Below are 26,910 nucleotides of genomic sequence, written 5' to 3'. Positions count from 1 at the left end.
CTAACCGCCCTGACCGGCAAAAATACCGGTGAGTGTGTTGATGATCTGTTGCGGCGTAATACCCAGGACGCTGAATACCAGTACGGCCAGGTATCCCGCCATAAAGATCGCCAACAGGAACAGAATGAAAAGCGTGTCCTTGCGCAGAAGCCGCTCTTTCCACCGACTGGAATAGTGAGGAATAGAGGCCAGGACCGGGATTTCAGCCGGCAACTGAGTTAACAGGGTGCGACTTGAGCGAACCCGGTTGTCGAACATCACCAGCGCCACCAGCAGGCCCAGCACCATGGTGCCACCGAGGAAGGGTCCTGCCATGCCCACCTGGTGTAACTGCAACCCGTCCCAGCGAGTCGGGTAGGATGCCGGCTCCTGGATCCGGTAACTGACACCCTGGCCTTCCACATCGAGGGTCATGGACAGACGGGCTTTCTCCCGCCGCTCCAGCATGTCTTCATAGACGTTCTTGGTAACATTATAGTCCCTGGTCAGTTCCGCCAGTTCCGCTTCGTTGGCGGCCACCCTCTCAGCACGTTCGAAAGCTTCATCCAGCAACCGTTCCAGGGAAGCCAGCCGATTGCGCTGAACCTCCAACTGGGTCTGCGCATCTGTCAGTTTGAGCCTGAGCTGCTCGTAAACCGGGTTCTCAATGACCTCGCTGGAACCGGCACTGCGCTGTCCTACATCACCACGGGCCTTGCGTTCACGGAGATCCTCGAGCTGGCCGAGCACAGAGACGATATCAGGATGACTGTCGTGGTAACTCAGGCGAAGGTCAGACAAGTTGCTTTGGAGCTGTGAAATCTTGCGGTCCACTTCTGAACCGCCCCCGCCACGACTGACTGTGCGATAGGGCTGCTCTTCTGTCAGCTGCTCCGAAGTAAGCTCCACCTCGGACTCCGTTTGCTGGATGGCCAGCTTCAGATTCTCAATGTCGCCACGCAGCCGCTCAATCCGTGACTGGACATTGGAGGTGGTGCCATCCTGGTTTTCCTGCCGGAATTGCTTCAGCCGTTCTTCCGCCGCTTCAAGCTGGCGACGATAGGTACTGACCTGTGCATCGATAAATTCGTAGGCACCCTGACTTTCCGAGCGCTTCTTGCTGGATGTCCGCTCCACGAAGCGATTCAGCGCCGCACTCAACACCCGGAATGACTTGTCCGGGCTGTCACTGCTATAACTCAGCTCGAGAAAGTTGCGGTTGGACACGCTCATATTAAGGGCGTTTCTCAATCCACTGGTCACCTGACTCTTCTGGCTGTCCGTCTCACCACCGTTGAGCATGCCCGCGTCAAACGCGACCTGCTCCAGATAAGAGCGGCTTTGCAGCATTTCACGGGCCTCATTGATCCGATCGATGGGCGTCACCTCGGCGCTGCCCCGCAGCAACGGCTGAAGGATGCTGGAAGAGTCTGCGTACAATAGCGCTTCAGAGGTGTAAGTCTTGGGGGTGACATACCCCAGTCCGAGCACACCAGCCGTCACACACATGAAGATGATGGCGGCAAGCACCCGATAGCGGTAAAGCTCCAGCTTTACCGCATTGATCATATCGAGAATGTACCGCCAGTCCATCAGAGCTCTCCACGCAGCAGGGACTTGCGAGGCACGCTGACCACGTCACCCGGCTGCACGGTGTAGTTGGTGCGCATGTCGCCATCTTCCAGGATGGCTTCCACATCAAGGCCAAAGGTTTCGTACTCCTCGCCGGTCTGGCGATGCATAACGGCACGATCGCCCGCAGCAAAAGGCGTCAACCCGCCAGCTTGCAGTACCAGGTCCAGCACGGTCATGCCCTGACGGTAAGGAACCGAAATTGGTTGCCCTACCTGACCGGTAATCCTCACGCGATTACGGTACTCGGCACTGACCGGGCTGTTGACCATCACGGTCACCTCGGGCGATCGGATAACCTCGCTGAGGCCGACACTTATTTCATCAGCCAACTCCTCGGGACGCATGCCTTCGGCATCTACATCCCCCATCAGCGGCATGGAAATATTACCGTCCGGCCTCACCACAATAGACTGGGACAGTTCCGGATTACGCCACACATGGATAGAAATTGTATCGCCCACACCAATACGGTATGGCTCAGGCTCTGTAACTGTGACTGGTGGGTTATTACCCCCTTCCGGTATACCCGCACAAGCAGCCAGCACGCTGACCAGCAGAACCAGGATGGCGGTTTTCAGTGCTGTTATCTTGTTGCTGTCCATATCGCTTATCGCACCCCTTTGCCCAGTAACACCACCTCAACGGTCTGGATCATGATCAGGAAGTCCATCACGATGCTGTGGTTCTTCGAGTAATACAGGTCGTACTCCAGCTTGCCCCGTGCATCCTCGATGGACGCGCCGTAGGGGTAATTCAGCTGGGCCCACCCCATGAGTCCCGGCTTCACATAGTGCCGGGTGTTGTAGAAAGGTACTTGTTCCTTGAGCTGTTCGACAAACTCGGGCCGCTCCGGACGCGGACCGACAAAGCTCATTTCCCCCTTGATGACATTCCAGAGCTGGGGCAGCTCATCCAGCCGGGTATTGCGGATGAATGCGCCCACCCGGGTCACCCGGCTGTCATTCTGGGAAGCCCAGCGGGCCTTGCCGTCTTTCTCTGCGTCCTGGCGCATGCTGCGGAACTTGTAGATGCGGAACACCTGCCCCCTGGCCCCGACCCGGTCCTGGCTGTAAAGGATCGGAAAGCCGGATTCCAGCACAATAGCCAGCGCGGTCAGCAACATGAACGGCGCCATAACGACCGCCAGGGTGACGCTGATCACCAGGTCCACCACACGCTTGGTCAGGTCCCTGGAACGGGACGCCTTGAAGCCGTCCGAAAACAGGATCCAGGAAGGATGCACCAGTTCCAGCCGCGCCTTTTTGAGCTCACGCTCATAGAAAGCAACCGCATCGGTTACATCGATACCCCGCAGCTTGCACTCCATCAGTGCTTCCACTGGCAACTGCCCTCCCTCGCTCTTGCGGCGTTCCTGCTGGGCGATGACGATCTCGGATATACGGTTCTGGCGGCAGAACTGATAGAAATCTGTCGGGGCCGGCAGGTGGTGCCTGGCGTCGACCCGCGGGGTGGCCGAATCTGGTATACAACCCATGATGCGGATGCCCGAGGCCCTCAGGTTCCTTTCATAGTCGGTGAGCAGGGATTCCGCAAATTCGCCGCCACCGAAGATCACCACCCGGCGGGCGAGCTGGTCTGAGTCAACCACCCTCAGGAATACCTGGCGAATCAGGGTGACCAGGAAAATGGCGAGCAAAACCGCCCAGAACAGCTTGTCACTGCCAGGACTGACATTGGGGATCAGCATGTAGAGAATGGTCAGCGCCAGGCCGCCCAGGAAACAGAAGGCCACCAGGGTTCGGAAGAACATCGAGGCGAAGCCTTCGCGAACCATGGCGAAATACACGCCCATGGCCAGGGTGCCGCAACTCATGACAAGGGCAAACAGGAATGCAGCGCCAGCGCTGGTATGGAGGTTTGCTTTCGTTGCGCCCAGCTGGTCGAGAACAAACCCCAGCAGGTAGAAAGTGCCGAAAAGCGCTGCAAACTCCAGGGCCCCGAGGATCAGGTAAGGGAGGTGCAGATAGTGTTTTCTGATGCGTATATAGGACACAACGAACATCCTTGTCGTCTCTATAAAACTCGTGGCACCCGACCTGAGAAAGAGACCGGGTTAACCTGCCATCAATCGAATCTGTCAGACGACGCTTGAAAGCTTAATATCCTGACACTCATTCTGCGCCGGCACTGTGACAATCTCAAGGTGGTCTGTATCAATTTGTAACGGAATTTTACAACGTTTTACATCACACTGCGAGAATGCTCCCAAAGATTCGGGCAATTCCGATGACATCACGGTACGCTCAGGCTACTATCTGAACGAATGCGAAATCTGGACAGGTTTCACTACTGGTACTTTGAGGGTGTCGCAAACGTGACACAAGCTGGGCCCCGGCGCACTTGCCGGGGCCAGGCCCTCTGCAGGGAGACGGAGAACGGAGCCTCCTATGACGGAATCACAGCAGTCGGGCCCTGACGGGCGCAGTCCCGGGAATGGCACATTGCACGCACTGAGTGTAGACGTGGAAGACTACTTCCATGTGGCGGCGCTGTCCCGCGTGATTTCCCCGGATGACTGGGGCTCCCTCCCGTCCCGCGTGGAGCGAAATACCGAACGCCTGCTGGAACTGTTTGACCGGCACCAGGTGAAGTGCACGTTCTTCGTACTGGGCTGGGTGGCCGAGCGCTACCCGCAACTGATCCGCAAGCTGGCCGACCATGGCCACGAGATTGCGTCCCACGGATACAGCCATCAACTGGTGTACAACCAGACCCCGGCGGTGTTTGCCGACGAAACCCGCAAGTCCAAGATGATCCTGGAAGATATTATCCAGCGGCCAGTGACCGGTTACCGCGCCGCCAGTTACTCCATCACCAGGGAGTCGCTGTGGGCCCTGGACATACTGGCAGAGCTGGGCTTCACCTGGGATTCCAGCATTTTCCCGATCCACCACGACCGCTATGGCATTCCGGATTCACCGAAGACGCCCTACACCATCCAGACCAGTAACGGTGTTGCCCTGCGCGAATTTCCGCTCACTACTGCCCGGCTGTTCCGGCTGACCATTCCGGCGGCGGGCGGCGGCTACTTCCGGCAGTTCCCCTACCCGTTGTTCCGGCACCTGTTCCGCCTGGCCAGCAAAGACGACACCCAGCCCCAGATGTTCTACCTGCACCCCTGGGAGATTGACCCGGACCAGCCCCGTTACAATGACGCCAGCTGGTTCTCACGCTTCCGTCATTACACCAACCTGGACAAATGTTACGGTCGGCTTGAACGCTTGCTGAACGATTTCAGCTTTGGCACGGTAAGCGAGAGCTATGAGGCCTACCAGCCAGACCGTATCAAGCTCCACCAGAACGAAATGATTCGCCTGGCCTGACCCAACACGGACGCGCACCATGTACCTCGAGCACTTCGGACTACGCCGCCATCCTTTCCGCATGACGCCGGAAGACGACTTTGTCTATATGAGCCAGCAGCATTCCCGCGCGTTCGTGTACATGAATTCGGCCATCTGGAGCCCGGAGGGCTTCGTGGTGATCAGCGGCGAGATCGGGTCCGGCAAGACCACCCTGCTGAAGAAAACCATCCGCAGCCTGGACGGCAACCTCAAGCTGCTCCATGTGTCCTACACCAACCTGAAATCCGATGATTTCTTCCGGCTGCTGATCCACCAGGCGGGCATCAAGGCCGAAACCGACAGCAAGGTCACCATGCTGTTTGCCATCATGGACTACCTGCAGATGATGGCGGACCGGGGCACACCGGTTGTACTGGCGGTGGATGAAGCCCAGAACCTGAGCAAGGAAAACCTTGAGGACATTCGGATGCTCGCCGGCCTTGAGGGACTCGGCGGCCCGGCCATGCGGGTGATTCTGCTCGGCCAGCCGGAGCTGAAGGACCATATCCGCAAGATCCAGCAGCTGTCCCAGCGGGTCAAACTGTTCTTTCACCTGGAAGGCCTGTCCGAGAAGGAAACCGGCGAATACATCGACTACCGGTTGCTGGTGGCCGGCCACAAGGGCGCGCCCCTGTTCGACGAGGCCATGGTGAAAGATATTTTTGCCATGAGCGGCGGTATCCCGAGGGTCATCAACAAGCTCTGCGATGGCCTGATGATGTGCGCCTTCTCCGACGAGCGGCAGGTGCTGGATCGCCGGGACCTGAAGGAAATCCGCAAGGACCTGCTGGGGGACGAGCCGGCCATCGGGAATTCACCGGAAATTCCCACCAGCACCAGCTCCGCGGATTTCGAGCCGCCAGCGTCTCAATCCACGCCGGTCAGCGCCAGCGGGGAGCTGGGCGACACCCTGTCCCGGATGGCCGCCGCCCTGGAAGGTATTGATGAAAAGCTGGGGATGTTGCTGCAAGAAAAAGCCGGAACCCCGCCACCGCAGGATTCCGGTAATGTGAAGCCCCTGTCGCCTGGGCGTCACAGGAGTAATTGATTAGCGTTCAACGACAGTTGGCGCCACGCATTCCCTCTCCCTTGACGGGAGAGGGCCAGGGAGAGGGTGAAAGGCGCCAGGCCAGGAGTTCGAAGTCTCCACCCCCTCCCCAGCCCCTCTCCCTTCCAAGGGAGAGGGGCTTTTCGCCTTAAATGTGTTCCACTTCCTCAATTTCGTACTCCACGGTACCCGAAGGCACGCGGATGGCGACCACTTCGCCTTCGCTCTTGCCCACCAGGGCGCGGGCGATGGGTGAGGAGATGGAGATCTTGCCCGCCTTGATGTCCGCTTCGTCTTCACCAACGATCTTGTAGACTACCTGCTCGTCGGTTTCCACGTTCAGCAGGTGCACCGTGGTGCCGAAGATCACCTTGCCGGTGTTCTCGATGGTGGTGACATCAATCACCTGGGCGGCGGACAGCTTGCTCTCGATTTCCTGGATACGTCCCTCGATAAAGCCCTGCTGCTCGCGGGCCGCGTGGTATTCGGCGTTCTCCTTGAGATCGCCGTGTTCACGGGCTTCGGCAATGGCTGCAATGACCTTGGGGCGCTCGACGGACTTGAGCTGCTGAAGCTCTTCCCGAAGGCGTGCTTCACCATTGATGGTCATGGGTACTCGAGTCGTCATAGTTACTTTCCTGAATGCAATTCCTGCAGACGGCGTACCGTCCGCTCGGGTCCGAATTTGATCGCGCGACAGAAGGCTTCGCCCCCGGCCAGCGTGGTTGTATAGGTTACCTTGTGCTGCAGCGCCGACTGGCGAATCTGCGCAGAGTCTGCAATGGCCTTGCGACCCTCGGTAGTGTTGATGATCAGCTGAACCTTGCCGTTCTTGATGGCATCAACAATGTGCGGACGGCCTTCGCCCACCTTGTTCACCCGGTCAACCTCGAGGCCCGCATCGCTGATGACTTTCGCGGTGCCGGTCGTGGCCACCAGGCGGAAACCGGACTCAATCAGATCCCTGGCCAGCTTCACCACACTGGACTTGTCGACTTCCCGTACGGAGATAAACGCCGTGCCCTTGGCCGGCAGGCGCTCACCCGCTGCCAGGGCAGCCTTGGCGAAGGCTTCGTCAAAGCTGTCGCCGATGCCCATCACCTCACCGGTAGACTTCATTTCCGGCCCCAGGATGGGGTCTACTGCCGGGAACTTGTTGAACGGGAACACCGATTCCTTCACCGAGAAGTGGGTCGGGACGATTTCCTGGGTAAAGCCCTGGTCCTTCAGGCTCCGGCCTGCCATGCAGCGGGCCGCCACCTTGGCCAGGGACACACCCACCGCCTTGGACACAAACGGCACGGTACGGGAAGCACGCGGGTTCACCTCGATCACGTAGATCTCACCGTCCTGCCAGGCCAGCTGCACGTTCATCAGACCGATAACGTCCAGCTCGAGGGCCATTTTCTTGACCGCTTCGCGCATTTCATCCTGCACGTCTTTGGGCAGGGTGTAGGGCGGCAATGAACAGGCAGAGTCACCGGAGTGTACCCCGGCCTGTTCGATGTGCTGCATGATGCCGCCGATCACCACTTCCTTGCCGTCGCTGATGGCATCGATGTCAATTTCGATCGCCGCGTTCAGGAAGTGGTCCAGCAGTACCGGGCTGTCATTGGAGACCAGCACCGCATCGCGCATGTAGCGCACCAGCTCTTCTTCGTTATAGACGATTTCCATCGCCCGGCCGCCCAGTACGTAAGACGGACGTACCACCAGCGGGTAGCCGATGTCCCGTGCGGCCAGGATGCCTTCCTCGTGACTGCGCACGGTGGCGTTCTCTGGCTGCTTCAGGCCCAGGCGGGTGATCATCTGCTGGAACCGCTCACGGTCTTCAGCACGGTCAATGGCGTCCGGGCTGGTACCGATAATGGGTACTCCGGCGGCTTCCAGGCCGCGGGACAGTTTCAGCGGGGTCTGGCCGCCGTACTGAACAATCACACCCTTGGGCTTTTCCTTGTAGACGATCTCCAGCACGTCTTCCAGGGTGATGGGCTCGAAGTAAAGCCGGTCACTGGTGTCATAGTCGGTGGAGACGGTCTCCGGGTTGCAGTTGATCATGATGGTTTCATAGCCGTCCTCACGCATGGCAAGGGCAGCGTGCACACAGCAATAATCAAACTCGATGCCCTGGCCGATCCGGTTGGGACCGCCACCGATGACAACGATTTTCTCCCGGTCGGACGGTTCTGCCTCGCACTCTTCCTCATAGGTTGAGTACATGTACGCTGTGTCGGAAGCGAACTCGGCCGCGCAGGTGTCTACCCGCTTGTACACCGGGCGCACGCCGAGGTCATGGCGCAGCTTGCGCAGGGACACCTCGGAGATGCCCAGCAGCTTGGCCAGGCGGCCATCGGAGAAGCCCTTGCGCTTGAGGCGGAACAGGGTGTCGCGGTCAATGTCGGACTTGCCGGCGGTTTTCAGCGCGGCTTCCTCGCGGATCAGGTCTTCGATCTGGATCAGGTACCAGGGATCCACCTTGGTGTGGCGGAACACCTCGTCCACGGTCATGCCGGCACGGAAAGCCTCGCCGATAAACCACAGACGATCGGCGCCGGGCACGTTCAGCTCCTTGATCAGGGTCTCGCGGCCTTCGGTGGTGTCCAGGTCGACCTGTTCCTCAAAGCCTTCAGAGCCCACTTCCAGGCCGCGCATGGCTTTCTGGACGGACTCCTGGAAGGTACGACCGATGGCCATCACCTCACCGACGGATTTCATCTGGGTGGTCAGGCGGGCATCTGCCTGGGGAAACTTCTCGAAGGTAAACCGGGGGATCTTGGTGACCACATAGTCGATACTGGGCTCGAAGGACGCCGGGGTAACACCGCCGGTGATGTCATTCTGCAGTTCGTCCAGGGTGTAGCCCACGGCCAGCTTGGCCGCCACCTTGGCAATGGGGAAGCCGGTGGCCTTGGAGGCCAGCGCCGAGGAACGGGACACCCGGGGGTTCATCTCGATCACCACCATGCGGCCGTTATCCGGGTTAACTCCGAACTGCACGTTGGAACCGCCGGTTTCCACACCGATTTCACGCAGCACCGCCAGCGAGGCGTTCCGCATGATCTGGTATTCCTTGTCGGTGAGGGTCTGGGCTGGCGCCACGGTGATGGAGTCACCGGTGTGTACACCCATGGCGTCGAAGTTCTCGATGGCGCAGACGATGATGCAGTTGTCGTTCTTGTCCCGAACGACCTCCATCTCGTATTCCTTCCAGCCGATCAGGGACTCGTCAATCAGCAACTCGTTGGTGGGGGACAGGTCCAGCCCCCGGGTGCAGATTTCCTCGAACTCGTCCCGGTTATAGGCAATACCGCCGCCGGAGCCACCCATGGTGAAGGACGGGCGGATAATGCACGGGAAGCCGATTTCGTCAGCGACTTTCCAGGCTTCTTCCATGGAGTGGGCAATGGTCGCCTTGGGGCACTCCAGGCCAATCTTTTTCATGGCCTTGTCAAAGCGGTCCCGGTCCTCGGCCTTGTCGATGGTGTCGGCGTTGGCGCCGATCATTTCGACACCGTGCTTCTCGAGGATACCGTGTTTTTCCAGGTCAAGGGCACAGTTCAGCGCGGTCTGGCCGCCCATGGTGGGCAGCAGTGCGTCCGGCTGCTCCTTCTCGATGATCTTCTCGACGGTTTTCCAGGTGATCGGTTCGATGTAGGTGGCATCCGCCATGGCCGGGTCGGTCATGATGGTGGCCGGGTTGGAGTTCACCAGGATAACCCGGTAGCCCTCTTCACGCAGGGCCTTGCAGGCCTGGGCTCCGGAATAGTCAAACTCACACGCCTGGCCAATCACAATGGGGCCAGCGCCCAGGATCAGGATGCTCTTGATGTCGGTCCGCTTTGGCATTTCTCAGTCAACCTGTCAGCAAAAATTCGTAATAGTCGGGCCTTTCGGCAACGCTGTGTCGGGTATCGCCGCTTACGCGGTACGCGCTTCCATCAGCCGGATAAATTCGTCAAACAGCGGGGCCACGTCATGGGGGCCCGGGCTGGCTTCCGGGTGGCCCTGGAAGCTGAACGCCGGCTTGTCGGTGCGTCGGATACCCTGCAGCGTGCCGTCGAACAGGGACTTGTGGGTCGCCTCCACGTTGTCCGGCAGCGTTGTTTCGTCCACGGCAAAGCCGTGGTTCTGGCTGGTGATCATCACCGTGCCATCTTTCAGGTTCTGCACCGGGTGGTTGGCGCCGTGGTGGCCGTGGCCCATCTTGACGGTCTTTGCGCCACTGGCCAGGGCCAGCAACTGGTGGCCCAGGCAGATACCGAATACCGGAATGTCCGTTTCCAGCACTTCGCTGATAGCGGTGATGGCATAGTCGCAAGGCTCGGGGTCACCGGGGCCGTTGGACAGGAAGATACCGTCCGGATTCATCGCCAGTACATCTGAGGCCGGGGTTTCTGCCGGCACGATGGTCAGGTCACAGCCGCGGCTGGCCAGCATGCGCAGGATGTTCTTCTTGACGCCGTAATCCCAGGCCACCACCTTGAAGCGACTTTCGCTGCGCTTGCCATAGCCCTCGCCCAGGACCCACTCGGTCTCGTCCCAGGTCCAGGTATCCTTGCGACAGACTTCCTTCGCCAGGTCCATGCCCTTGAGGCCGGGAAAGGCCTTGGCCAGCTCCAGTGCACGGTCATCAGTGGCGCTGGCACCCGCAACGATGGCGCCATTCTGGGAGCCCTTGTCGCGCAGGATACGGGTCAGGCGACGGGTGTCGATACCGGCAATGCCGATCTTGCCGTTTTCGCTCAGGTACTCGGAGAGCGTCTTCTGGCTGCGCCAGTTGCTGGCCATCAGCGGCAGGTCGCGGATGATCAGGCCGGCCGCCTGGATGTGATCGGATTCCACGTCTTCTTCGTTAATACCGGTATTGCCAATGTGAGGATAGGTCAGAGTGACAATCTGTCGGGCGTAGGACGGATCCGTCAGGATTTCCTGGTAGCCGGTCATGGCGGTATTGAAGACCACCTCACCGCTGGTTTCTCCCTCGGCGCCAATGGCGACACCGTGGAACAGGCTTCCGTCTGCGAGTGCAAGGATGGCAGGTGTACTCAAGGCTTGTATCCTCAATCGGGTTCGTGTGGGCGAACGGGAACGCAAGCGCAAATTCAGGTCGCAAAAAAGCGAGAGGGGGTGTTGCCCCGTCCCGCTTTTTTATTCCGCCGTCAGGACTGGTCCGGACCCCGGGCGGGCTTTGTCATTGGCTACGCTTGGTGCAGTTAAATCGCCTTATTGTAGGAAATTCGGCGATCTGTGTCCATGTTAAAGACGTCTACATAACACACCGTCCAACGCCCTTCGACAAGCTCAGGGCGAACGGGCCTGGCCTGACACTTCGACAAGCTCAGGGCGAAGGGGCCTGGCCTGACACTTCCACAATTGCAGAGCGAACGGAGAAACTCGTAGTCTGACCAGTCATACAGAATCCAGCCAGAATCGTGGAACCCGGTTCTTCGACAGGTACCCTACCATTCTATCCCCGCTCGCCCTGAGCTTGTCGAAGGGCAGTGGATTCCGTGGCAAAAAATCAGTCTTTAAGACCCAGAACATCCTGCATATCGTACAAACCGGCCGGCTTGCCCTGCAGCCAGCGGGCGGCGCGGACGGCGCCCTTGGCGAAGGTCATGCGGCTGCTGGCCTTGTGGGTGAGCTCGATGCGCTCTCCCATTGTTGCGAACAGCACGGTGTGATCGCCCACCACATCACCGGCGCGGATGGTCTCGAAGCCGATTTCCTTTTGTGAACGCTCTCCGGTAAAGCCCTCGCGGCCGTAGACCGCGCACTCCCTGAGATCACGCCCAAGGGCATCGGCCACTACCTCACCCAGGCGCAGCGCTGTGCCGGAAGGCGCATCCTTCTTGTGGCGGTGGTGGGTTTCGATGATTTCCACATCGTAGTCGTCACCCAGCACCGTGGCCGCCTTGTGCAGCAGGTCGAGCATCACGTTGATACCAACGCTCATATTCGGGGCGAAGACCACCGGGGTTTTCTCGGCAACCACCTTCACCTGCTCTTTCTCTGCCTCGGTCATGCCGGTGGTACCGATGATAACCGCCTTGCGGTTCTGGCTGCAGAACTCCAGGTTCTCCAGGGTCAGATCCGGGAAGGTGAAATCAACCAGGATATCAAAGGCGTCCTTCACATCAGCCACGTTGCCGGCAAGGGCCACGCCATTCTTGCCGATACCAGCCATTTCGCCCGCATCGGCTCCGATCAGGGAGCTGTCCGGGTGGACAATGGCAGCGCCCAGAGTGAGGTCGTCCGCCTCATCGATGGCCTCGATCAGCACCTTGCCCATACGTCCGGCGGCGCCGGTTACTGCTATCCGTGTCATGGCAGACCTCAGAATTTCATTTCATCGAAGAAGTTTTTCACGCCCTCAAACCAGGAGGTCTTGCGGGGGCCATGGTTGTTACCATTGTTACCGTCCAGGGTCTCCTGGAACTGCTCCATCAGGTCTTTCTGCTTCTTCGTCAGGTTGACCGGAGTCTCCACGATCACCCGACACAGCAGATCGCCGGCGGGGCCGCCGCGAACCGGGGACACGCCCTTGTTGCGCAGGCGGAACAGCTTGCCGGTCTGGGTCTCCGGCGGAATCTTCAGCTTAACGCGGCCATCCAGGGTGGGTACTTCGAGTTCGCCGCCGAGGGCCGCATCGACAATGCTGATGGGTACTTCACAGTAGAGGTTGCGGCCGTCACGGGTAAAAATGGAGTGTTCGCGTACAGAAATCTGCACGTACAGGTCACCGGACGGACCGCCCTCGACGCCCATCTCACCTTCGCCAGAGAGGCGAATCCGGTCACCGGTATCCACGCCGGGCGGCACCTTGACCGAAAGGGTTTTCTCTTCCTGCAGCCGGCCGGCACCGTGGCACTTCTTGCACGGGTTCTTGATGATCTGCCCGCTGCCACGGCAGGTGGGACAGGCCTGCTGCACGGTAAAGAAGCCCTGCTGCATACGAACCTGGCCCATGCCCTTACAGGTACCACAGGTTTCCGGGTGGGAGCCTTTCTCAGCGCCGCTGCCATCACACACGTCGCATTCCACATGGCCCGGCACACGGATTTTTACAGTGGTGCCATGTACGGCTTCTTCCAGGTCGAGTTCGAGGGTGTAGCGCAGGTCGGCACCACGGTTGGAGCGGCCGCGGCCGCCACCGCCAAAGATGTCGCCAAACACGTCGCCAAAGATGTCGGAGAAGCTGGCACCGCCACCTCCGAAACCGCCGCCGGCCTGGCCATCCACACCGGCGTGGCCAAACTGGTCGTAGGCAGCACGCTTGTTGGCATCCATAAGGACGTCGTAGGCTTCCGTGGCCTCCTTGAACTTGGCTTCGGCGTCGGCATCGTCCGGGTTGCGGTCCGGATGGTACTTCATCGCGAGCTTGCGATAGGCCCGCTTGATCTCCTTCTCATCCGTTTCCCGGGTGACGCCGAGGACGTCGTAGTAGTCACGTTTGGCCATGCTGGAAAAACCCTGTTGAAAACCTGTCTGTACTCACTGGAATACAGGCCCTGCTGGACCAGGACCCGATGCTCTCAAACGCAGAAAACGCGGGGGTCTTCACCCCCGCGCTATTCCTGCTATCGCGGTGTTGCTTATCGCTTGTCGTCGTCTTTGACTTCTTCGAACTCTGCATCCACCGCGTCGTCGGCGCTGCTGGCCTGCTCTTCGCCGCCAGCCTGCTGGGCCTGTTCGCCCTGCTCGGCGTACATCTTCTGGGCCAGCTCACCGGAAACCTCGGTCAGCTTCTGGGTCTTGGCCTCGATGTCGTCCTTGTTGGAGCCTTCCAGCGCTTCCTCAAGCTCCTTGATGGCAGCTTCAATGTTTTCCTTCTCGCTGTCGGTGACCTTGTCGCCGGCGTCGTTCAGAGTCTTGCGCACGGTGTGGACCATGGCGTCACCCTGGTTACGGGCCTGGACCAGCTCCTCGAACTTGCGATCCTCCTCGGCGTTGGCCTCGGCGTCGTTCACCATTTTCTCGATCTCTTCATCGTTCAGACCGGAAGAGGCCTTGATCACGATGGATTGCTCCTTGCCGGTGGCCTTGTCCTTGGCGGACACGTTGAGGATACCGTTCGCATCGATATCAAAGGTCACCTCAACCTGCGGCACACCGCGCGGCGCCGGCGGGATATCCGCCAGGTCGAAGCGGCCCAGTGACTTGTTCTGGGAAGCCTGCTTGCGCTCACCCTGAACCACGTGGATGGTTACCGCAGTCTGGTTATCCTCCGCTGTGGAGAATGTCTGCGACTTCTTGGTCGGAATCGTGGTGTTCTTGTCGATCAGCGGCGTGGCCACACCACCCATGGTTTCGATACCCAGGGTCAGCGGAGTCACATCCAGCAGCAGGACGTCTTTCACATCACCGGAAAGTACCGCACCCTGGATAGCTGCACCGACAGCAACTGCCTCGTCCGGGTTAACATCCTTGCGGGCTTCCTTACCAAAGAAGCTCTTCACCTTCTCCTGAACCAGCGGCATACGGGTCTGCCCGCCCACCAGGATAACCTCGTCCACTTCGTTAGCAGACAGGCCAGCATCCTTCAGGGCCACCTTACAGGGCTCAAGGCTGCGTTCGACCAGTTCTTCTACGAGCGACTCGAGCTTGGCCCGGGTCAGCTTGACGTTCATATGCTTGGGACCGCTCTGGTCAGCCGTGATGTACGGCAGGTTGACGTCGGTCTGCTGGCTGCTGGACAGCTCGATCTTGGCTTTCTCCGCCGCTTCCTTCAGGCGCTGCATGGCCAGGGAGTCGCCGCGCAGGTCAATGCCGCTGTCCTTCTTGAACTGGTCTGCCAGGTATTCAATAACCTTCAGGTCAAAGTCTTCACCACCCAGGAAGGTGTCACCATTGGTTGCCAGCACTTCGAACTGATGCTCACCGTCCACATCGGCAATCTCGATGATGGACAGGTCAAAGGTACCGCCACCCAGGTCATAGACAGCCACGGTGCGGTCACCGCTCTGCTTGTCCATACCGTAGGCCAGGGCGGCAGCGGTCGGCTCGTTGATAATCCGCTTCACTTCCAGGCCCGCGATCTTGCCCGCGTCCTTGGTGGCCTGGCGCTGGCTGTCGTTGAAGTAGGCCGGTACGGTGATTACCGCCTCGGTCACCTTCTCGCCCAGATAGTCCTCGGCAGTCTTCTTCATCTTCTTGAGCACTTCCGCGGAAACCTGCGGCGGTGCCATCTTCTCGCCCTTCACCTCTACCCAGGCATCACCATTGTCAGCCTTGGCAATCTTGTAGGGCACCATCTTGATGTCCTTCTGGACCACGTCGTCTTCGAAACGACGGCCAATCAGGCGCTTGATGGCGTATAGGGTGTTGTGGGGGTTGGTGACCGCCTGACGCTTCGCGGACTGACCGACCAGGGTTTCGCCATCGTCGGTGTACGCGATAATGGACGGCGTGGTGCGATCGCCTTCGGCGTTCTCGATCACCTTGACCTTGTCACCATCCATGATGGCAACACAGGAGTTGGTCGTACCCAGGTCGATACCGATAATCTTGCTCATGAAATCACTCCAGTTAGCTGTTCAGTCCGAATGCCTTGAGATCCGGGTTGTTCTGATTCATTGCCGGCCCGACTGCCGGCGTGTTGACCGTTACCTGCCTATATTGGCTCCGACGACGACTTTTCAAGCCTGCTCGTCGATTTTTGGCGCATCTTCGGCCTTGGCAACCACCACCATGGCCGGGCGAACCAGGCGCTCATTCAGGGTGTAACCCTTCTGCACCACTGCCACTACCGAGTTGGGCTCGGCATCCGGCGCCGGCACCATGGACATGGCTTCGTGAACCTGCGGGTCAAATGGCTCGCCCACCGGATTGAGCTGCTTGACGTTGAACTTGCCCAGGCTCTTCATAAACAGGTCCAGGGTCATTTCAACCCCTTCGCGGATGGACACCACCAGCTCATCAGTGCTCTGCTGGTTTTCAGTACTCTCCACGGCCTTTTCGAGGCTGTCAGCCACCGGCAGCAGCTCCTTGACGAACTTCTCCAGCGCAAACTTGTGGGCTTTCTCGACGTCGATTTCCGCACGACGACGGACATTCTGCATCTCCGCCTGGGTTCTGAGCATCTGGTCCTGAAGCTCCTGCATGCGAGCTTCCATGGAATCCACGTCATTCTCCGGATCCGGGTTTCCCCTTCCTGCTGCTCGGAAACCGGCTCGCCGGCGCGCTCTTCCGCCTTCAGCTCTTCATCGACATTCTCGTTGCGATTCTCGTCAGCGCTCATCTGCTACTCCCGCTTGTGTCTGAGTGCGCGGCTGGCCGCGCCAATAACCAATGATGGTGAAAACTTGCCAACGGATATGGGGCCCAAACCAACGCTTTCAACCATTGCTGTTTCACAGAAATTGCACCACTGGGTTTGCATGGCTCTTCACTTATCCGTGTGGGTTGGGCGCCATAGGCAGCCCGCCATAATGGAACAAGATTGCCCGTTTGAATCTCGCCTTGCTCCGGAATCCCCGGGACCGGACCTTTAAAGCTCGAACCTGACCGTTGATTGCCTCCGCTAGTCCATTGGAGGCCCGGAAACGCATGGCGTTGAGGATGCCAAACAGCTTGATTTCGAGTTGATTGGCCGTGGAGATCAGAGCTCGAATCTCAGTGACCCGGGCCATTTGAATCCATTCTTGCCACGCCGCACGAGCGCCTTTAACCCGGTAGCCGCGCCAGATATCTCGCGCCTTCTCCTTGAGGTACCACACCAGACCGGTGTCTTTGAGTACATCCGACAACTGCCTGATCTGCTGAATCTGCTGCCCTTCGAGGCCCTTACGGTGTCGTAGCCAAGTGTATCGACTTCGATGAATCTCCTGCCGCATAGAGCTATCCGCTCGTTTCATATCAGCCTTGCGAGTGGCATCAAGCGTTCGGGTCAGCATCTGCGCGACATGGAAATGATCGAACGCGATCTTCCGATGGGCCTTCTCGATATGGTCGAACGTCGCTTTCTGATAAGCCGGACTCATATCCATGGAGATTGAGATGATCTCTTGCTTATGAGGCTCATCCAGGCTGGCGTAAAAGCGGCCAAGGCTGTGTGCAGACCTGCCGTCTTCCACGGACAGAACTTGCCCATGGCCGTTGGAGACGATCGTTACGTAATCGTGCCCTTTGCGAAATGCGGTCTCATCGACAGCCAGCTGGGTCGTATCTCGGTCAGGCGCATTGGCAAGGCCCCGGCGCACAGCCCGCTCCATGATGTTGTCGATGGCAGTCCAGCTCAGGCGCAGCTGCTTGCTGACCGCAGAGATAGAGGCTGCTCTGAGCCAGCTAATGACGAAGGCTTCGAATAGCAGCGTATACCGGCTGTTCTGCTCAGCCCAAGGGACACTGACCGTGAGACAGCCATGTTCCGGACATTGCACACGGGGGACCTGGGCAACCACCTGCGTTCGAAACTGACAGGTGTCGAGGTGGCGCCAACGACGTTCCCGGGAGTCGTAACCCGGGCAGGCACGGCCACATCGGGGGCAGACAAGCGCTGTGCCTTTGTCTATGTCGACCTGGACTACGACTTCACTCTGGTTTTTATCAAGCTCAACATCTGAGACGAACCAAGGCGCCGAGAGCCCAAGAATCTGCTCGTAGAGGGTGCATTGATCCAATGTTGGTCACCATCCATCGGGTTAGTCGAATGGGATAACAGTGACCAAAAACGTCAGGGAAATAAAGGGTTGCCCACTAAAAGAAGTGAAGACCCGTTTGCATACAGCTTTTTACCTGTATATATTCACAGATACTGTATACGCCAACAGTATTCGTGACTCAGGGAGACACCGCATGCTGACTCAACTCACGGTTTCCAATTACGCCATCGCGGAACGGGTGGAACTTCAATTCCAGAAGGGTATGACCGCCCTGACCGGTGAGACCGGTGCTGGCAAGTCCATCGTGCTGGATGCACTCGGGCTGGCCATGGGAGGCCGTGGTGATGCCAGCGCTGTGCGCCATGGCGCCAAGCGTGCCGACATTACCGCCACCTTTGATATCAGCCGTATCGCTGAAGCCCGGGAATGGTTGGAAGAGCAGGACCTGGACGACGGCAACGATTGCATCCTCAGACGGGTCATCGGCCGTGACGGCCGCTCACGGGCCTATATCAACGGCCAGCCCTGCCCCCTGAACCAGCTCAAGGAGCTGGGGGCCACCCTGATGGACATCCACAGCCAGCACCAGCACCAGTCGTTGCTGAAAAAGGACACCCATCGCCGGCTGCTGGATGAATTCTCCGGCGCGGAAGACCTGGCCATCAAGACTCGCCTGGCCTGGAAACAATGGCACCAGGCCCGAGACCGGCTGTTGAGCCGCCAGCAGAATGCCGATGAAGCCGAAGCCCGCCTGCAGTTGCTGCGTTACCAGGTGGAAGAACTGGACCGCCTGGCACTGGAGGACGGAGAGCAAGCCCGCCTCGAACAGGAACAGGAACAGCTCAGCCACGCGGAGACAGTGCGCCAGGCCAGCCACCAGGCGTCGATGCTCTGCTCCGAGGACGAAACCAGCGCCGCAGACCTGGTGCGTCAGGCCCTGTCCCAGCTGGAACAGCTGCCAGTGGAAGTCCCGGCCCTGGCGGATACCTTGCAGATGCTGAACGAGGCACAGATCCAGTTAACGGAAGCCGGCAGCAACCTGGCGCACTTCGTGGAAGACTATGATGCGGATCCACAGCGCCTGCAGGAAGTGGAAGAACGACTCAGCGCCATCTATCAACTGGCCCGTAAACACCGCATTCAGCCCGAAGAGCTTCCCGAGCTGCACCAGCGCCTGGGCGACGAACTTGCCGAACTGGATGACAGCGAGGGCAGCCTGGAACAGCTGGAAGCCGATGTGGAGAACTACCGCAAGGCCTACCAGGCCGTTGCGGACAAGCTTTCCGACACCCGCCGCGAAGGTGCGGTTACCCTCGACCAGCGAGTCGCCGCTGAGCTGACCGAACTGGGCATGCCCACCATGCAGTTCATTACCCAGCTGGACACCAGCGATAACGAACCGAGCGCTACCGGCAACGAGGAGATCGAGTTCCTGATCAGCGCCAACCCCGGCCAGCCGGCACGACCGCTCGCCAAGGTGGCCTCTGGCGGTGAACTGTCGAGGATCAGCCTGGCTATCCAGGTGGTCGTGGCCCAGACGTCAACGACCCCCACTTTGGTGTTCGACGAGGTGGATGTGGGCATTGGCGGGGGTACTGCGGAAGTGGTTGGTCGCCTGCTGCGATCCCTGGGCGAAAGCGGTCAGATCATCTGCGTCACCCACCTGCCCCAGGTGGCGGCCCAGAGTCACCAGCACCTGTTTGTCAGCAAGTTTACAGAAGCAGACGCCACCTTCTCGAAAATCGAAACCCTTAACGATCAGGGACGAATCAGCGAAGTGGCCCGGATGCTGGGCGGGGTGGACATGACCGAGCAAACGTTGGCACACGCCCGGGAAATGTACACCAAGGGCCAGGCGACCCATCACTGAACCCTTAAGCGGGTTACGCGCCCTGCAGTAACGCCTGCGGGGCGGTCGAAGCATGTTCCTTCGGCTCTCACAGACTCCCTTCTCACCTGAGAGCTTTTCGAGCGCCGCCCCGGCGCTCTTTTTTTAGACCGTTTTTTAAAGCGAATTGGTATTGGCAGGTAACACAGGCACACGAGACCGCCAACAGACGGCCGCATGCCTGGAAAAGCAGTGAGGGTAAGCGGTCAGGATTTCTGCAGCGGCTTCACGTAAAGAATCAGGCTGTGGTCCACGATTTCGTAGCCGTGCTCTGCTGCGATCTTCTGCTGACGCTCCTCGATGACTTCATCGACGAACTCGATCACATCACCAGTCTGGGTACACACCATATGGTCATGGTGGTCATCGCCCGCCATCTCGAATACCGCATGGCCACCCTCAAAATTGTGGCGAAGTACCAGCCCGGCCGCTTCAAATTGGGTCAGCACCCGGTAGACGGTGGCCAACCCCACATCATCACCCTGCTCCAGCAGCTTCTTGTACACGTCTTCAGCGCTGAGGTGGTGTTCTTCCGCATTTTCCAGGATATTGAAGATCTTCACCCGGGGCAGCGTGACTTTCAGACCCACTTTGCGCAGTTCGGCGTTTTCAGATGACATAATGCTGTTCGCTCTTTGGTGTGTTCAGTGCTTCCGGTATTATAGCGCCATATTGCGACTCATAAACCGTTTCATTTACAGCCAATAAGGACATCTGTCCCTGATGCACCTGCTTACCAGACTTGCCCCTGTACTCCTGCTGTCCCTGCTTGCCGGCTGCGTGTTTCCCGGCGTCTACAAGATCAACGTGCAGCAGGGCAATATCATCACCGAGGAAGAAATAAGCCAGCTCGAAGAGGGCATGAGCCGTTCCCAGGTCCACTCGGTACTCGGCACGCCCATGATGCTGAACCCGGCGGACACCTCGGTGGAATATTACATCTACACTTTCCAGGAGGCCGGCGGCGAGATTCGCGAGCAAAGGATCGTTGTGCACTACGATGGTGACACTTTCACCCACAAGGAAAAAGACCTGCTGGACGAACTCCCGGCGTACTGATGACCCGACGCTAACCTTCATCCTTTTTCTTGCGGGCCCGGTTCATACGGGCCTGCTTTGGATCAATCTTCAACGGCCGGTACAGCTCTACCCGGTCTCCCGCCCGAAGCACATGGGTTTGCGGTGACTTGACCACCTTCCCGAATATCCCCATATCCGCCTGCTCCGGATCCAGCCCCGGGAACAATTCGGCGATACCGGAGCGACGAACGGCCTCCAGCATGGTGGCGCCCTCTTCTACTTCAACCGGGACAATTTCCTGGCGCTCCGGTATTGCGTATGCCACTTCTACCCGCATCAGCGACTCACCAGTGCATCCGTGTAGATTTCGTTGGCCCGACGGCAAAACGCCTCAACCATGGTATTGGCGGCCTGGCTGAACACTGGCCCAAAGGTCATTCTTGAGAGCGTACCAGAGAACTCGAAACTCAATTGCAGGGTGACCTTGCAGGCGTTTTCATCAAGCGGATTGAAATGCCATCGACCCTCGAGGTCCCGGAACGGCCCATCAACCAGCTTCATATCGATACGTTGCGGAGACAGTAACTCGTTCCGGGTCGTCAGACGGTGCCGCATGCCCCCCTTGGCAACTTCTAGGGATGCCACGACCTGGGCGCCGGTCCGTTCGTGCACCTCGGCACCGGCGCACCAGGGCAGGAAGTCCGGATAGCGGGCAATATCGTCAACCAGGGCAAACATACGCTCGGCGGAATGCATTACCAGCGCACTTTTATCGATCTGATGGGCCATGAAACCTCGGAACCTTGCGATGACTTCTTTCTGTAAATACTGCGCCCATGATATCTGATTTCGTGCCTGTTGCGGCAGTCGTGGCACATCCTGATGCCAGGGAGAAAACTCAGAATTCTGCCGCCTTCCCCGGCCCTCTGCGTCTTTCCCCATCGCCAGCCGGCGGCTCACCAGACAGTTCATGTGCTGAAGGTGTACACCAAATGAGCTCGCCATTGTCGCACAGCAATTTCAGGGACATCATCGAGTAACCTGCGCCCACCACAATGACGGTTACCGGCAACAGGTAACGCAGCGCAAAGCGCCATACCCTGACCAGCCACTCCTGCGTGTTGCCAAGCAGGGTATTCAGGTAGCCAACCGGCGCCAACCACCCCAGGAACACCGCCAGGGCGGCCGCTACGGCGGGTATCAGCAGGCCACTGGTCAGCAGCTCGATCCAGCGGAAAGGTGTCAGCCCTGCCACCTGGACATCCGCCCAGATATTGAACGAATACAGCGTCACCAACCCCATCAGCCAGGCGCACACCAGTACCAGCAATACCGAAACGGGGCGCGGAGCAATCACCCATTCCCGCAACCAGCTGACAACGGATTCCGCCAGCACCAGCGCTGAACTCCACGCCACCAGCACAATGAGCGTAAACACCGCCGTCGCCAGTAATTGATGATACTCCAGGCCACCAAGACCCACCGGGAGGGCGACGAACACCAACCCAAACCCCCGCACATCACCGTAACCGTCAAACGATTCGGCAATTCCGTAAATCACCACCCCGGCCAGCACACCCACCAGGGTGTCCAGCAGGGCAACACCGAATACGGCACGCTTGAACGGAGACCCCGGGGCCATCAGGGCGCCCAGAACGGCCCATATACCAAGCCCGATACCCAGGGTGTAAAACGCATGGGACAATGCAAACCAGACTGTCCCCCAGTTGACGTCCTGCCACCGGAGCCCGGCTACAGATTCCAGCGCACCTGGCCCGACACCTTGCTCCCAGCTCCACCAGACCAGGCCGAGGAGCAGGGCGAGGAATACCGGCATCACCAACCGGAATGCCCGCTCTACCAGCTCCTGCCGGAAAGCCACCGCACCCACCAGCAAAATAAAGAACGCATGCCACGCCATAAATCCGCGATAGTCATAGGGGCTCTCCACCAGCTCCGCCAGCATTCCCGTCATCGACAGGGGCGTGGCATCGCCGAATCGGCCAAAGGCACCATAGAAGACATAGGCAAGGCAGATAGAACCAATCACAAGGGTGATCGACAACACTAGGAAACCGGACAGCACACTCACTCGGCCCAGCCAGCGCCAGCGGGGGGACTGGTAGCGATCGCGGGTTTCACTGCGCATGGCCAGCACCAGGTTATGCCGGTGGCGGCGCCCCAGCGCGGCTTCAGCCAGCAGCAAAGGCAGGGTGATAACCAACAGGAACAACAGGTAAAGCAGGACAAAGTAACCACCGCCAAACTGACTCGCCAGCCACGGAAAGTGCCAGAGGTTACCCAGCCCGATAGTCGCGGCCGCAGCCGCCCAGAAGAAGGTGCTGCGTCCGGACCAGAGTCCCAGGGTTGTTTTTGGTGGTGTCGGCATTGGGATCCTTTTTGACTACTACGACTTCAGTCATCTCCTCCGGCCAAAGAGGGTCACGTCGCCGGAGAAGGCACAGGGGATTGTAGCTGAATTCATACGTCCGGGGTCCGCCTGATGACCCCATATCGCCAACTGGGTTACAATTCGCCACTTGTCTGCAGCTGGATCGACCCAATCAAAGTCTCCACAGGTCACCCACACTGAAAAAGGTCTAGGGTGAATGCGGTGTAGAGAGTGAGCTTTACTGGCTTCTTTCTCAACATAGCCCCAACCAACAGTGTACGGATGAGGCTCTTCACTTATCCGTGCGGGTCAGGAGCCATAGGCAGCCCGCCATAATGGAACAGGATTGCCCGTTTAAATCTTTCCTTGCGCCGGAATCCCCAGGACCGCACCTTTAAAGCTCGAACCTGACCGTTGATTGCCTCCGCTAGTCCACCGGAAGCCCGAAATCGCATGGCGTTGAGAATGCCAAACAGCTTGGTTTAGATCTGAATGGCCCCTGAGGCTAAACCTCGAACTTCTGTCAGCCGGGTCATGTGAATCCATTCCTGTCAGGCCGCGCGCGCATTTAAGTACCACACCAGGCCGGTGTCTTTGAGAGCATCCAACAAGGCCCGGACTTGCTGAATCTTCTTCCCCTCAAGGCTCTTACGATGGCGTAACCAGTTATATCGGCTTTTGTGGATCTCCTAGTGCATCGAGTGACCCGACTCCACCATATCAGCTTGCGGGTGGCATCAAGCGTTCGGGTCAGCACCTGTGCAACATGGAAATGATCGAAGGCGTTCTCGATATGGGCAAACGCGGCTTTCTGATGCACCGGCCTCATATCCATGGATATCGAAATGATCGATTGCCTGCGCGCCTTATTCAGGCTGACGTAAAAACAAGCGAGACTGCCCTGAGCCAACTGATCACGAAGGCTTCAAACAGCACGTGTACCGACTGTTCTGATCAGCCCAAGGAACAGTGATCGTCAGGCGGCCATGCTCCGGACACTGTACACGAGGGACCTGAACAACCACCGGCGTTCGGAACTGATAGTTATCGAGGTGACGCCAACGACGTTCCCGGGAATCGTAACCCGGACAGGCACGGCCATATTGAGGGCAGACAAGCGCCGTGCCTTTGACTATGTCTATCTGGACTAAGACTTCACTCCGGTTTTTATCAAGCTCAACGTCTGAGACAAGCCAGGGCGCCGAGAGCCCAGGAATCTGCTCATAGAGGGTCTATTGATCCAATATCGATCACCACCCAACCGGTTAATCCAATGGGATAACATTGGCCAAAAACGGCAAGGAAATAAAGGCTTACCCACTATTTTCCTAATAAAAGAAGTGAAGAGCAACGGATGAACAGCTTATGTTAAGATAACCATATGATTATTCACCAAGGCTTTAAATTTCGACTGGGTGCCAGTGATGTGCAGAGCGCCCGCCTTCGGGTGTTGTGCGGTCATGCCCGCTATGTCTGGAATCAGGCCCTGGAGAAATGCAATGAGTCAGCGGATACCAAGGGCGCGTACGTGCCCCGATACGAGACGATGGCCAAATGGGTCACGGCCTGGAAGCGCGCCCCGGAAACCGAATGGCTTAAAGACGCCTACACCGACAACCTGCAACAGAAGTTGAAGGATTTGGACGCGGCCTGGCAGCGGTACTATAAGAAGATCGAAGGCGCGCAGCGTCCTCGCTTCAAGAAAAAGGGACAATCGCGAGACAGCGTTCGCTTCGTCAACTTCCAGAAATACTGTCGGATCGAGAATCGGCGGGTGAAACTGCCGGCAAGCCTCGGCTGGATAAAGTTTCGCAAATCCCGTGAGATCGTCGGCACGATCAAAAACTGCACGGTCGGCTTTGAGGGCGGACACTGGTTTATCAGCTTCCAGACCGAACGGGAGATTGCTGAGCCGGCGCATACCTCCACCTCGATGATCGGCGTGGATATGGGCGTAGCCCGTTTTCTGACCTTATCCGACGGCACGTTTATCGAGCCGGTGGGTGCATTCAAGGCCAATCAGCTCAAGCTGGCTCGGGCGCAACGCGCCCTTGCCCGCAAGGTTAAATTCTCGGCTAACTGGCAAATACAGAAAGCCAAGATCAACCGACTGCACACCCGCATCGCCAACATCCGGCGCGACTATCTGCACAAAGCCTCCGATCGACTCAGCAAAAACCACGCAATGATCGTGATCGAGGATTTAAAGGTAGGGAATATGTCGCGCTCGGCCAAAGGCAATCAAGAAAACCCGGGCGTGAACGTTAAAGCCAAGTCCGGTCTGAACCGAAGCATTCTGGATCAGGGTTGGTACGAATTCCGGCGACAACTGACCTACAAGCAGGCGTTTCGGGGTGGTGAAGTGCTGGCGGTGCCAGCACACCACACCAGCCAGACCTGCCCGAAATGCCAGCACGTCAGTCTGGACAATCGTACCTCGCAGGCCTGCTTCCGGTGCGTTCAGTGTGGTTTTGAGCAAAATGCCGATGTGGTCGGTGCGATCAACATCAAAGCGCGAGGGCATCGCGTATTAGCCTGTGGAGAGTCTGGGTTACCGGACTCGGTGAAGCAGGAACCTGTGTGAAACTGTGAGGGACTAGCACCCGGCGCCGCCTAGCGGCGCATGGAATCCCCCACCGACGCAGGTAGGGGAGGAAGTCAAAGTCAGACACCGAATATCCAACGGAAAGACTTCATGAGCAAGAAGAAACCGGCAAACTCCGGGGGCACCATAGCCCTTAACAAGAAGGCCCGGCACGAATACCACATCGAGGAGCGCCTTGAGGCCGGTGTGCAACTGCTGGGCTGGGAGGTCAAATCCCTGCGGGAAGGCAAGGGCCAGATTACCGAGGCCTACGTGCTTTTCCGTGACGGCGAGGCGTTTCTGTTCAACGCCCAGATTACGCCACTGAATACCGCCTCCACCCACGTGATTGCCGACCCGACGCGCACCCGCAAGCTATTGCTGCACGCCAAGGAAATCGCGCGACTGATGGGCAAGGTAGACCAGGCCGGCCACACCTGTGTGCCGCTGGCCCTGTACTGGAAAAAGAACAAGGTGAAGTGCGAGATTGCCCTGGTAAAGGGCAAGAAGCTTTACGACAAGCGCGCCACCGAGAAAGAGCGCGACTGGAATCGCCAGAAGCAGCGCATCATGCGCGAGCACACGTAGATCGCGGGCGAGAGGGTTACGGGTAACTACCGACAGGCATTTTCGGAAAGTGCTTGAAGTTCGCGGAAGCGGCCCCATATACTGATCATACAAGGGGGCGACATGGCTTCGACGCCGGTAGCGAACCCTTGGGTGCATGTCGAGATGGCAGCCAATCTCGTTAATCCAAAGCTGCAAGCAATAGTCGCAAACGACGACAACTACGCACTGGCGGCGTAAGCCGCTGGTCGTCCTGACCCGGGTGCCTGTAAACGGGTATTTCAGGACGTCATAGCTAACAGGCTGCTCCTTTAACCAGAGCTCACTGGTTGAAGGCTAAGATTCAAAGAGCTCGCCTTTTGCACCCTGACCTTCGGGTCGCATCAGGTTAAACGAATAGAAGGACACTAAACATGTAGAGCTCAAGGCAGAGTACTGGCGGACGCGGGTTCAATTCCCGCCGCCTCCACCAAACAACCACAGAAAAGCCCCTGATTTCAGGGGCTTTTTTTAGGTTCTTCGCAGATAACCGTGAAAAAGTAGGAGACGGCGGTAAAACCGGTTAGTTTTGAGTTCGCCAAAACAACAAAGCCAATCGACTCACCGCCGTCACTATGCATGCTAATCCTCTTGCCCTGTTCTGGGAAGGATTCACGATTGACTCCTATGCCCAGATTGCTCCTCAGTCCCTGCTGATCCGACTGCATCCTGCGGATGATTACCAACCATGTTGCAGTGGTTGTCATCAGCACTGCCTTGCCATCCATGACACGACTATTCGCCGGGTGAGGGAGCGTGACCTGTTCCAGTACCGCGTCTGGCTGGAGGT

General features: G+C 58.4%; 25 protein-coding genes, 1 other RNA gene and 1 pseudogene. 8 read left to right on the top strand and 19 right to left on the bottom strand.

Annotated features, from left to right (window positions below; all coding sequences use genetic code 11):
- From LJ360_RS03845 to LJ360_RS03835, 3 genes are read right to left on the bottom strand one after another with little or no spacing between them, the layout of a single operon-like run.
- A complete protein-coding gene (locus tag LJ360_RS03845; RefSeq protein WP_264995309.1) occupies positions 1 to 1,572 on the bottom strand; it encodes an XrtA system polysaccharide chain length determinant in 1,572 nt (523 codons plus the stop codon).
- Positions 1,572 to 2,216, bottom strand: coding sequence for an XrtA/PEP-CTERM system exopolysaccharide export protein (locus LJ360_RS03840; protein WP_264995308.1), 645 nt, complete (start codon positions 2,214 to 2,216; stop codon positions 1,572 to 1,574). The genes LJ360_RS03845 and LJ360_RS03840 overlap by 1 nt, the downstream gene beginning before the upstream one ends.
- A gap of 5 nt (positions 2,217 to 2,221) precedes the next feature.
- Positions 2,222 to 3,637 carry a TIGR03013 family XrtA/PEP-CTERM system glycosyltransferase gene (locus tag LJ360_RS03835; protein WP_264995307.1) on the bottom strand — a complete coding sequence of 472 codons (1,416 nt, stop codon included), beginning with the start codon at positions 3,635 to 3,637 and terminating at the stop codon, positions 2,222 to 2,224.
- A 385-nt stretch (positions 3,638 to 4,022) separates the two neighbouring features.
- Between LJ360_RS03835 and LJ360_RS03830 the strand changes: the two genes are divergently transcribed.
- Both LJ360_RS03830 and LJ360_RS03825 read left to right on the top strand, forming a co-directional pair.
- On the top strand, positions 4,023 to 4,958 hold the full coding sequence (locus LJ360_RS03830; protein ID WP_264995306.1) for an XrtA system polysaccharide deacetylase: 936 nt from the start codon (positions 4,023 to 4,025) through the stop codon (positions 4,956 to 4,958).
- Positions 4,959 to 4,977: 19 nt separating this feature from the next.
- Positions 4,978 to 6,027, top strand: coding sequence for an ExeA family protein (locus LJ360_RS03825; RefSeq protein WP_264995305.1), 1,050 nt, complete (start codon positions 4,978 to 4,980; stop codon positions 6,025 to 6,027).
- A 148-nt stretch (positions 6,028 to 6,175) separates the two neighbouring features.
- Here LJ360_RS03825 and greA read toward each other — a convergent pair whose 3' ends face one another.
- From greA to LJ360_RS03785, 8 genes and pseudogenes are all read right to left on the bottom strand, one after another.
- Positions 6,176 to 6,637 carry a transcription elongation factor GreA gene (gene greA, locus LJ360_RS03820; RefSeq protein ID WP_245742683.1) on the bottom strand — a complete coding sequence of 154 codons (462 nt, stop codon included), beginning with the start codon at positions 6,635 to 6,637 and terminating at the stop codon, positions 6,176 to 6,178.
- A gap of 20 nt (positions 6,638 to 6,657) precedes the next feature.
- On the bottom strand, positions 6,658 to 9,873 hold the full coding sequence (carB, locus tag LJ360_RS03815) for a carbamoyl-phosphate synthase large subunit (protein ID WP_264995304.1): 3,216 nt from the start codon (positions 9,871 to 9,873) through the stop codon (positions 6,658 to 6,660).
- Positions 9,874 to 9,945: 72 nt separating this feature from the next.
- Positions 9,946 to 11,076 (bottom strand): glutamine-hydrolyzing carbamoyl-phosphate synthase small subunit, encoded by a 1,131-nt coding sequence (gene carA, locus LJ360_RS03810; protein ID WP_264995303.1) that lies wholly within the window; start codon positions 11,074 to 11,076, stop codon positions 9,946 to 9,948.
- Positions 11,077 to 11,548: 472 nt separating this feature from the next.
- Positions 11,549 to 12,355, bottom strand: coding sequence for a 4-hydroxy-tetrahydrodipicolinate reductase (gene dapB / locus LJ360_RS03805; RefSeq protein WP_264995302.1), 807 nt, complete (start codon positions 12,353 to 12,355; stop codon positions 11,549 to 11,551).
- Between the two features lie 8 nt (positions 12,356 to 12,363).
- Positions 12,364 to 13,488, bottom strand: a complete 1,125-nt coding sequence (dnaJ, locus tag LJ360_RS03800) for a molecular chaperone DnaJ (protein WP_264995301.1) — start codon at positions 13,486 to 13,488, stop codon at positions 12,364 to 12,366.
- A 134-nt stretch (positions 13,489 to 13,622) separates the two neighbouring features.
- Positions 13,623 to 15,542 carry a molecular chaperone DnaK gene (gene dnaK / locus LJ360_RS03795; RefSeq protein ID WP_264995300.1) on the bottom strand — a complete coding sequence of 640 codons (1,920 nt, stop codon included), beginning with the start codon at positions 15,540 to 15,542 and terminating at the stop codon, positions 13,623 to 13,625.
- Positions 15,543 to 15,665: 123 nt separating this feature from the next.
- Positions 15,666 to 16,267: pseudogene (gene grpE / locus LJ360_RS03790) on the bottom strand (nucleotide exchange factor GrpE).
- Between the two features lie 151 nt (positions 16,268 to 16,418).
- Positions 16,419 to 17,648, bottom strand: a complete 1,230-nt coding sequence (locus tag LJ360_RS03785) for an ISL3 family transposase (RefSeq protein WP_264995299.1) — start codon at positions 17,646 to 17,648, stop codon at positions 16,419 to 16,421.
- 175 nt (positions 17,649 to 17,823) lie between these two features.
- Here LJ360_RS03785 and recN point away from each other — a divergent pair, with 175 nt between their 5' ends.
- Entirely contained in the window at positions 17,824 to 19,500 is a 1,677-nt protein-coding gene (gene recN / locus LJ360_RS03780) for a DNA repair protein RecN (RefSeq protein WP_264995298.1), read from the top strand.
- A 224-nt stretch (positions 19,501 to 19,724) separates the two neighbouring features.
- On the opposite strand, the gene fur is transcribed toward recN, so the two are convergent.
- Positions 19,725 to 20,138 carry a ferric iron uptake transcriptional regulator gene (gene fur / locus LJ360_RS03775; RefSeq protein ID WP_091854188.1) on the bottom strand — a complete coding sequence of 138 codons (414 nt, stop codon included), beginning with the start codon at positions 20,136 to 20,138 and terminating at the stop codon, positions 19,725 to 19,727.
- Between the two features lie 103 nt (positions 20,139 to 20,241).
- On the opposite strand from fur, the gene LJ360_RS03770 reads away from it, so the two are divergent.
- Positions 20,242 to 20,577, top strand: coding sequence for an outer membrane protein assembly factor BamE (locus LJ360_RS03770; RefSeq protein WP_264995297.1), 336 nt, complete (start codon positions 20,242 to 20,244; stop codon positions 20,575 to 20,577).
- Positions 20,578 to 20,587: 10 nt separating this feature from the next.
- Here the strand turns inward: LJ360_RS03770 and LJ360_RS03765 are convergent, their stop codons facing one another.
- The 5 genes from LJ360_RS03765 to LJ360_RS19965 all read right to left on the bottom strand — a co-directional run bounded on the left by LJ360_RS03765 (position 20,588) and on the right by LJ360_RS19965 (position 23,759).
- Positions 20,588 to 20,875: an RnfH family protein gene (locus LJ360_RS03765; protein WP_264995296.1), complete on the bottom strand. Its 288-nt coding sequence runs from the start codon at positions 20,873 to 20,875 to the stop codon at positions 20,588 to 20,590.
- Positions 20,875 to 21,327 (bottom strand): type II toxin-antitoxin system RatA family toxin, encoded by a 453-nt coding sequence (locus tag LJ360_RS03760; protein ID WP_091854182.1) that lies wholly within the window; start codon positions 21,325 to 21,327, stop codon positions 20,875 to 20,877. The genes LJ360_RS03765 and LJ360_RS03760 overlap by 1 nt, the downstream gene beginning before the upstream one ends.
- 109 nt (positions 21,328 to 21,436) lie before the next feature.
- Positions 21,437 to 22,927: a sodium-dependent transporter gene (locus tag LJ360_RS03755; protein WP_264995295.1), complete on the bottom strand. Its 1,491-nt coding sequence runs from the start codon at positions 22,925 to 22,927 to the stop codon at positions 21,437 to 21,439.
- Between the two features lie 299 nt (positions 22,928 to 23,226).
- The gene (locus LJ360_RS19970) at positions 23,227 to 23,385 is read right to left on the bottom strand and encodes a hypothetical protein (protein WP_413774392.1); all 159 of its coding nucleotides are present in this window, start codon (positions 23,383 to 23,385) and stop codon (positions 23,227 to 23,229) included.
- Positions 23,386 to 23,498: 113 nt separating this feature from the next.
- A complete protein-coding gene (locus LJ360_RS19965; protein ID WP_413774415.1) occupies positions 23,499 to 23,759 on the bottom strand; it encodes a hypothetical protein in 261 nt (86 codons plus the stop codon).
- On the opposite strand from LJ360_RS19965, the gene LJ360_RS03750 reads away from it, so the two are divergent.
- The gene (locus LJ360_RS03750; protein WP_264995294.1) at positions 23,697 to 23,903 is read left to right on the top strand and encodes a hypothetical protein; all 207 of its coding nucleotides are present in this window, start codon (positions 23,697 to 23,699) and stop codon (positions 23,901 to 23,903) included. The genes LJ360_RS19965 and LJ360_RS03750 overlap by 63 nt on opposite strands.
- On the opposite strand, the gene LJ360_RS19960 is transcribed toward LJ360_RS03750, so the two are convergent.
- Positions 23,845 to 24,066 carry a transposase family protein gene (locus LJ360_RS19960; protein WP_413774414.1) on the bottom strand — a complete coding sequence of 74 codons (222 nt, stop codon included), beginning with the start codon at positions 24,064 to 24,066 and terminating at the stop codon, positions 23,845 to 23,847. The genes LJ360_RS03750 and LJ360_RS19960 overlap by 59 nt on opposite strands.
- A gap of 245 nt (positions 24,067 to 24,311) precedes the next feature.
- Between LJ360_RS19960 and LJ360_RS03740 the strand changes: the two genes are divergently transcribed.
- From LJ360_RS03740 to ssrA, 3 genes are all read left to right on the top strand, one after another.
- On the top strand, positions 24,312 to 25,514 hold the full coding sequence (locus LJ360_RS03740; protein ID WP_264995292.1) for an RNA-guided endonuclease InsQ/TnpB family protein: 1,203 nt from the start codon (positions 24,312 to 24,314) through the stop codon (positions 25,512 to 25,514).
- A 111-nt stretch (positions 25,515 to 25,625) separates the two neighbouring features.
- Positions 25,626 to 26,102, top strand: a complete 477-nt coding sequence (gene smpB / locus LJ360_RS03735) for an SsrA-binding protein SmpB (protein ID WP_091848708.1) — start codon at positions 25,626 to 25,628, stop codon at positions 26,100 to 26,102.
- Between the two features lie 93 nt (positions 26,103 to 26,195).
- Positions 26,196 to 26,553: a transfer-messenger RNA gene (ssrA, locus tag LJ360_RS03730) on the top strand.
- Positions 26,554 to 26,578: 25 nt separating this feature from the next.
- Here the strand turns inward: ssrA and LJ360_RS03725 are convergent.
- Positions 26,579 to 26,848, bottom strand: a complete 270-nt coding sequence (locus LJ360_RS03725) for a hypothetical protein (RefSeq protein WP_264996084.1) — start codon at positions 26,846 to 26,848, stop codon at positions 26,579 to 26,581.
- Positions 26,849 to 26,910 lie beyond the last annotated feature (62 nt).

The organism is Marinobacter sp. AN1, assembly GCF_026013985.1.
Classification (GTDB): Bacteria; Pseudomonadota; Gammaproteobacteria; order Pseudomonadales; family Oleiphilaceae; genus Marinobacter; species Marinobacter segnicrescens.
Note: the sequence above shows the minus strand (reverse complement) of the source record. Positions and strands in the feature narration are given on the sequence as shown.

Excerpts from the sequence above, each read along its gene's own strand:
- fur (WP_091854188.1), bottom strand. The coding sequence starts at position 20,138 with ATGTCATCTGAAAACGCCGAACTGCGCAAAGTGGGTCTGAAAGTCACG.
- LJ360_RS03750 (WP_264995294.1), top strand. The coding sequence starts at position 23,697 with ATGGAAATGATCGAAGGCGTTCTCGATATGGGCAAACGCGGCTTTCTG.
- smpB (WP_091848708.1), top strand. The coding sequence starts at position 25,626 with ATGAGCAAGAAGAAACCGGCAAACTCCGGGGGCACCATAGCCCTTAAC.
- LJ360_RS19970 (WP_413774392.1), bottom strand. The coding sequence starts at position 23,385 with ATGCGATTTCGGGCTTCCGGTGGACTAGCGGAGGCAATCAACGGTCAG.
- greA (WP_245742683.1), bottom strand. The coding sequence starts at position 6,637 with ATGACCATCAATGGTGAAGCACGCCTTCGGGAAGAGCTTCAGCAGCTC.
- dnaJ (WP_264995301.1), bottom strand. The coding sequence starts at position 13,488 with ATGGCCAAACGTGACTACTACGACGTCCTCGGCGTCACCCGGGAAACG.
- LJ360_RS03830 (WP_264995306.1), top strand. The coding sequence starts at position 4,023 with ATGACGGAATCACAGCAGTCGGGCCCTGACGGGCGCAGTCCCGGGAAT.
- LJ360_RS19965 (WP_413774415.1), bottom strand. The coding sequence starts at position 23,759 with ATGAGGCCGGTGCATCAGAAAGCCGCGTTTGCCCATATCGAGAACGCC.
- dapB (WP_264995302.1), bottom strand. The coding sequence starts at position 12,355 with ATGACACGGATAGCAGTAACCGGCGCCGCCGGACGTATGGGCAAGGTG.
- LJ360_RS03755 (WP_264995295.1), bottom strand. The coding sequence starts at position 22,927 with ATGCCGACACCACCAAAAACAACCCTGGGACTCTGGTCCGGACGCAGC.
- LJ360_RS03740 (WP_264995292.1), top strand. The coding sequence starts at position 24,312 with ATGATTATTCACCAAGGCTTTAAATTTCGACTGGGTGCCAGTGATGTG.
- LJ360_RS03765 (WP_264995296.1), bottom strand. The coding sequence starts at position 20,875 with ATGCGGGTAGAAGTGGCATACGCAATACCGGAGCGCCAGGAAATTGTC.
- LJ360_RS03760 (WP_091854182.1), bottom strand. The coding sequence starts at position 21,327 with ATGGCCCATCAGATCGATAAAAGTGCGCTGGTAATGCATTCCGCCGAG.
- LJ360_RS03725 (WP_264996084.1), bottom strand. The coding sequence starts at position 26,848 with ATGGATGGCAAGGCAGTGCTGATGACAACCACTGCAACATGGTTGGTA.
- LJ360_RS03770 (WP_264995297.1), top strand. The coding sequence starts at position 20,242 with ATGCACCTGCTTACCAGACTTGCCCCTGTACTCCTGCTGTCCCTGCTT.
- LJ360_RS03835 (WP_264995307.1), bottom strand. The coding sequence starts at position 3,637 with ATGTTCGTTGTGTCCTATATACGCATCAGAAAACACTATCTGCACCTC.
- LJ360_RS03845 (WP_264995309.1), bottom strand. The coding sequence starts at position 1,572 with ATGGACTGGCGGTACATTCTCGATATGATCAATGCGGTAAAGCTGGAG.
- dnaK (WP_264995300.1), bottom strand. The coding sequence starts at position 15,542 with ATGAGCAAGATTATCGGTATCGACCTGGGTACGACCAACTCCTGTGTT.
- LJ360_RS03825 (WP_264995305.1), top strand. The coding sequence starts at position 4,978 with ATGTACCTCGAGCACTTCGGACTACGCCGCCATCCTTTCCGCATGACG.
- recN (WP_264995298.1), top strand. The coding sequence starts at position 17,824 with ATGCTGACTCAACTCACGGTTTCCAATTACGCCATCGCGGAACGGGTG.
- LJ360_RS03840 (WP_264995308.1), bottom strand. The coding sequence starts at position 2,216 with ATGGACAGCAACAAGATAACAGCACTGAAAACCGCCATCCTGGTTCTG.
- carB (WP_264995304.1), bottom strand. The coding sequence starts at position 9,873 with ATGCCAAAGCGGACCGACATCAAGAGCATCCTGATCCTGGGCGCTGGC.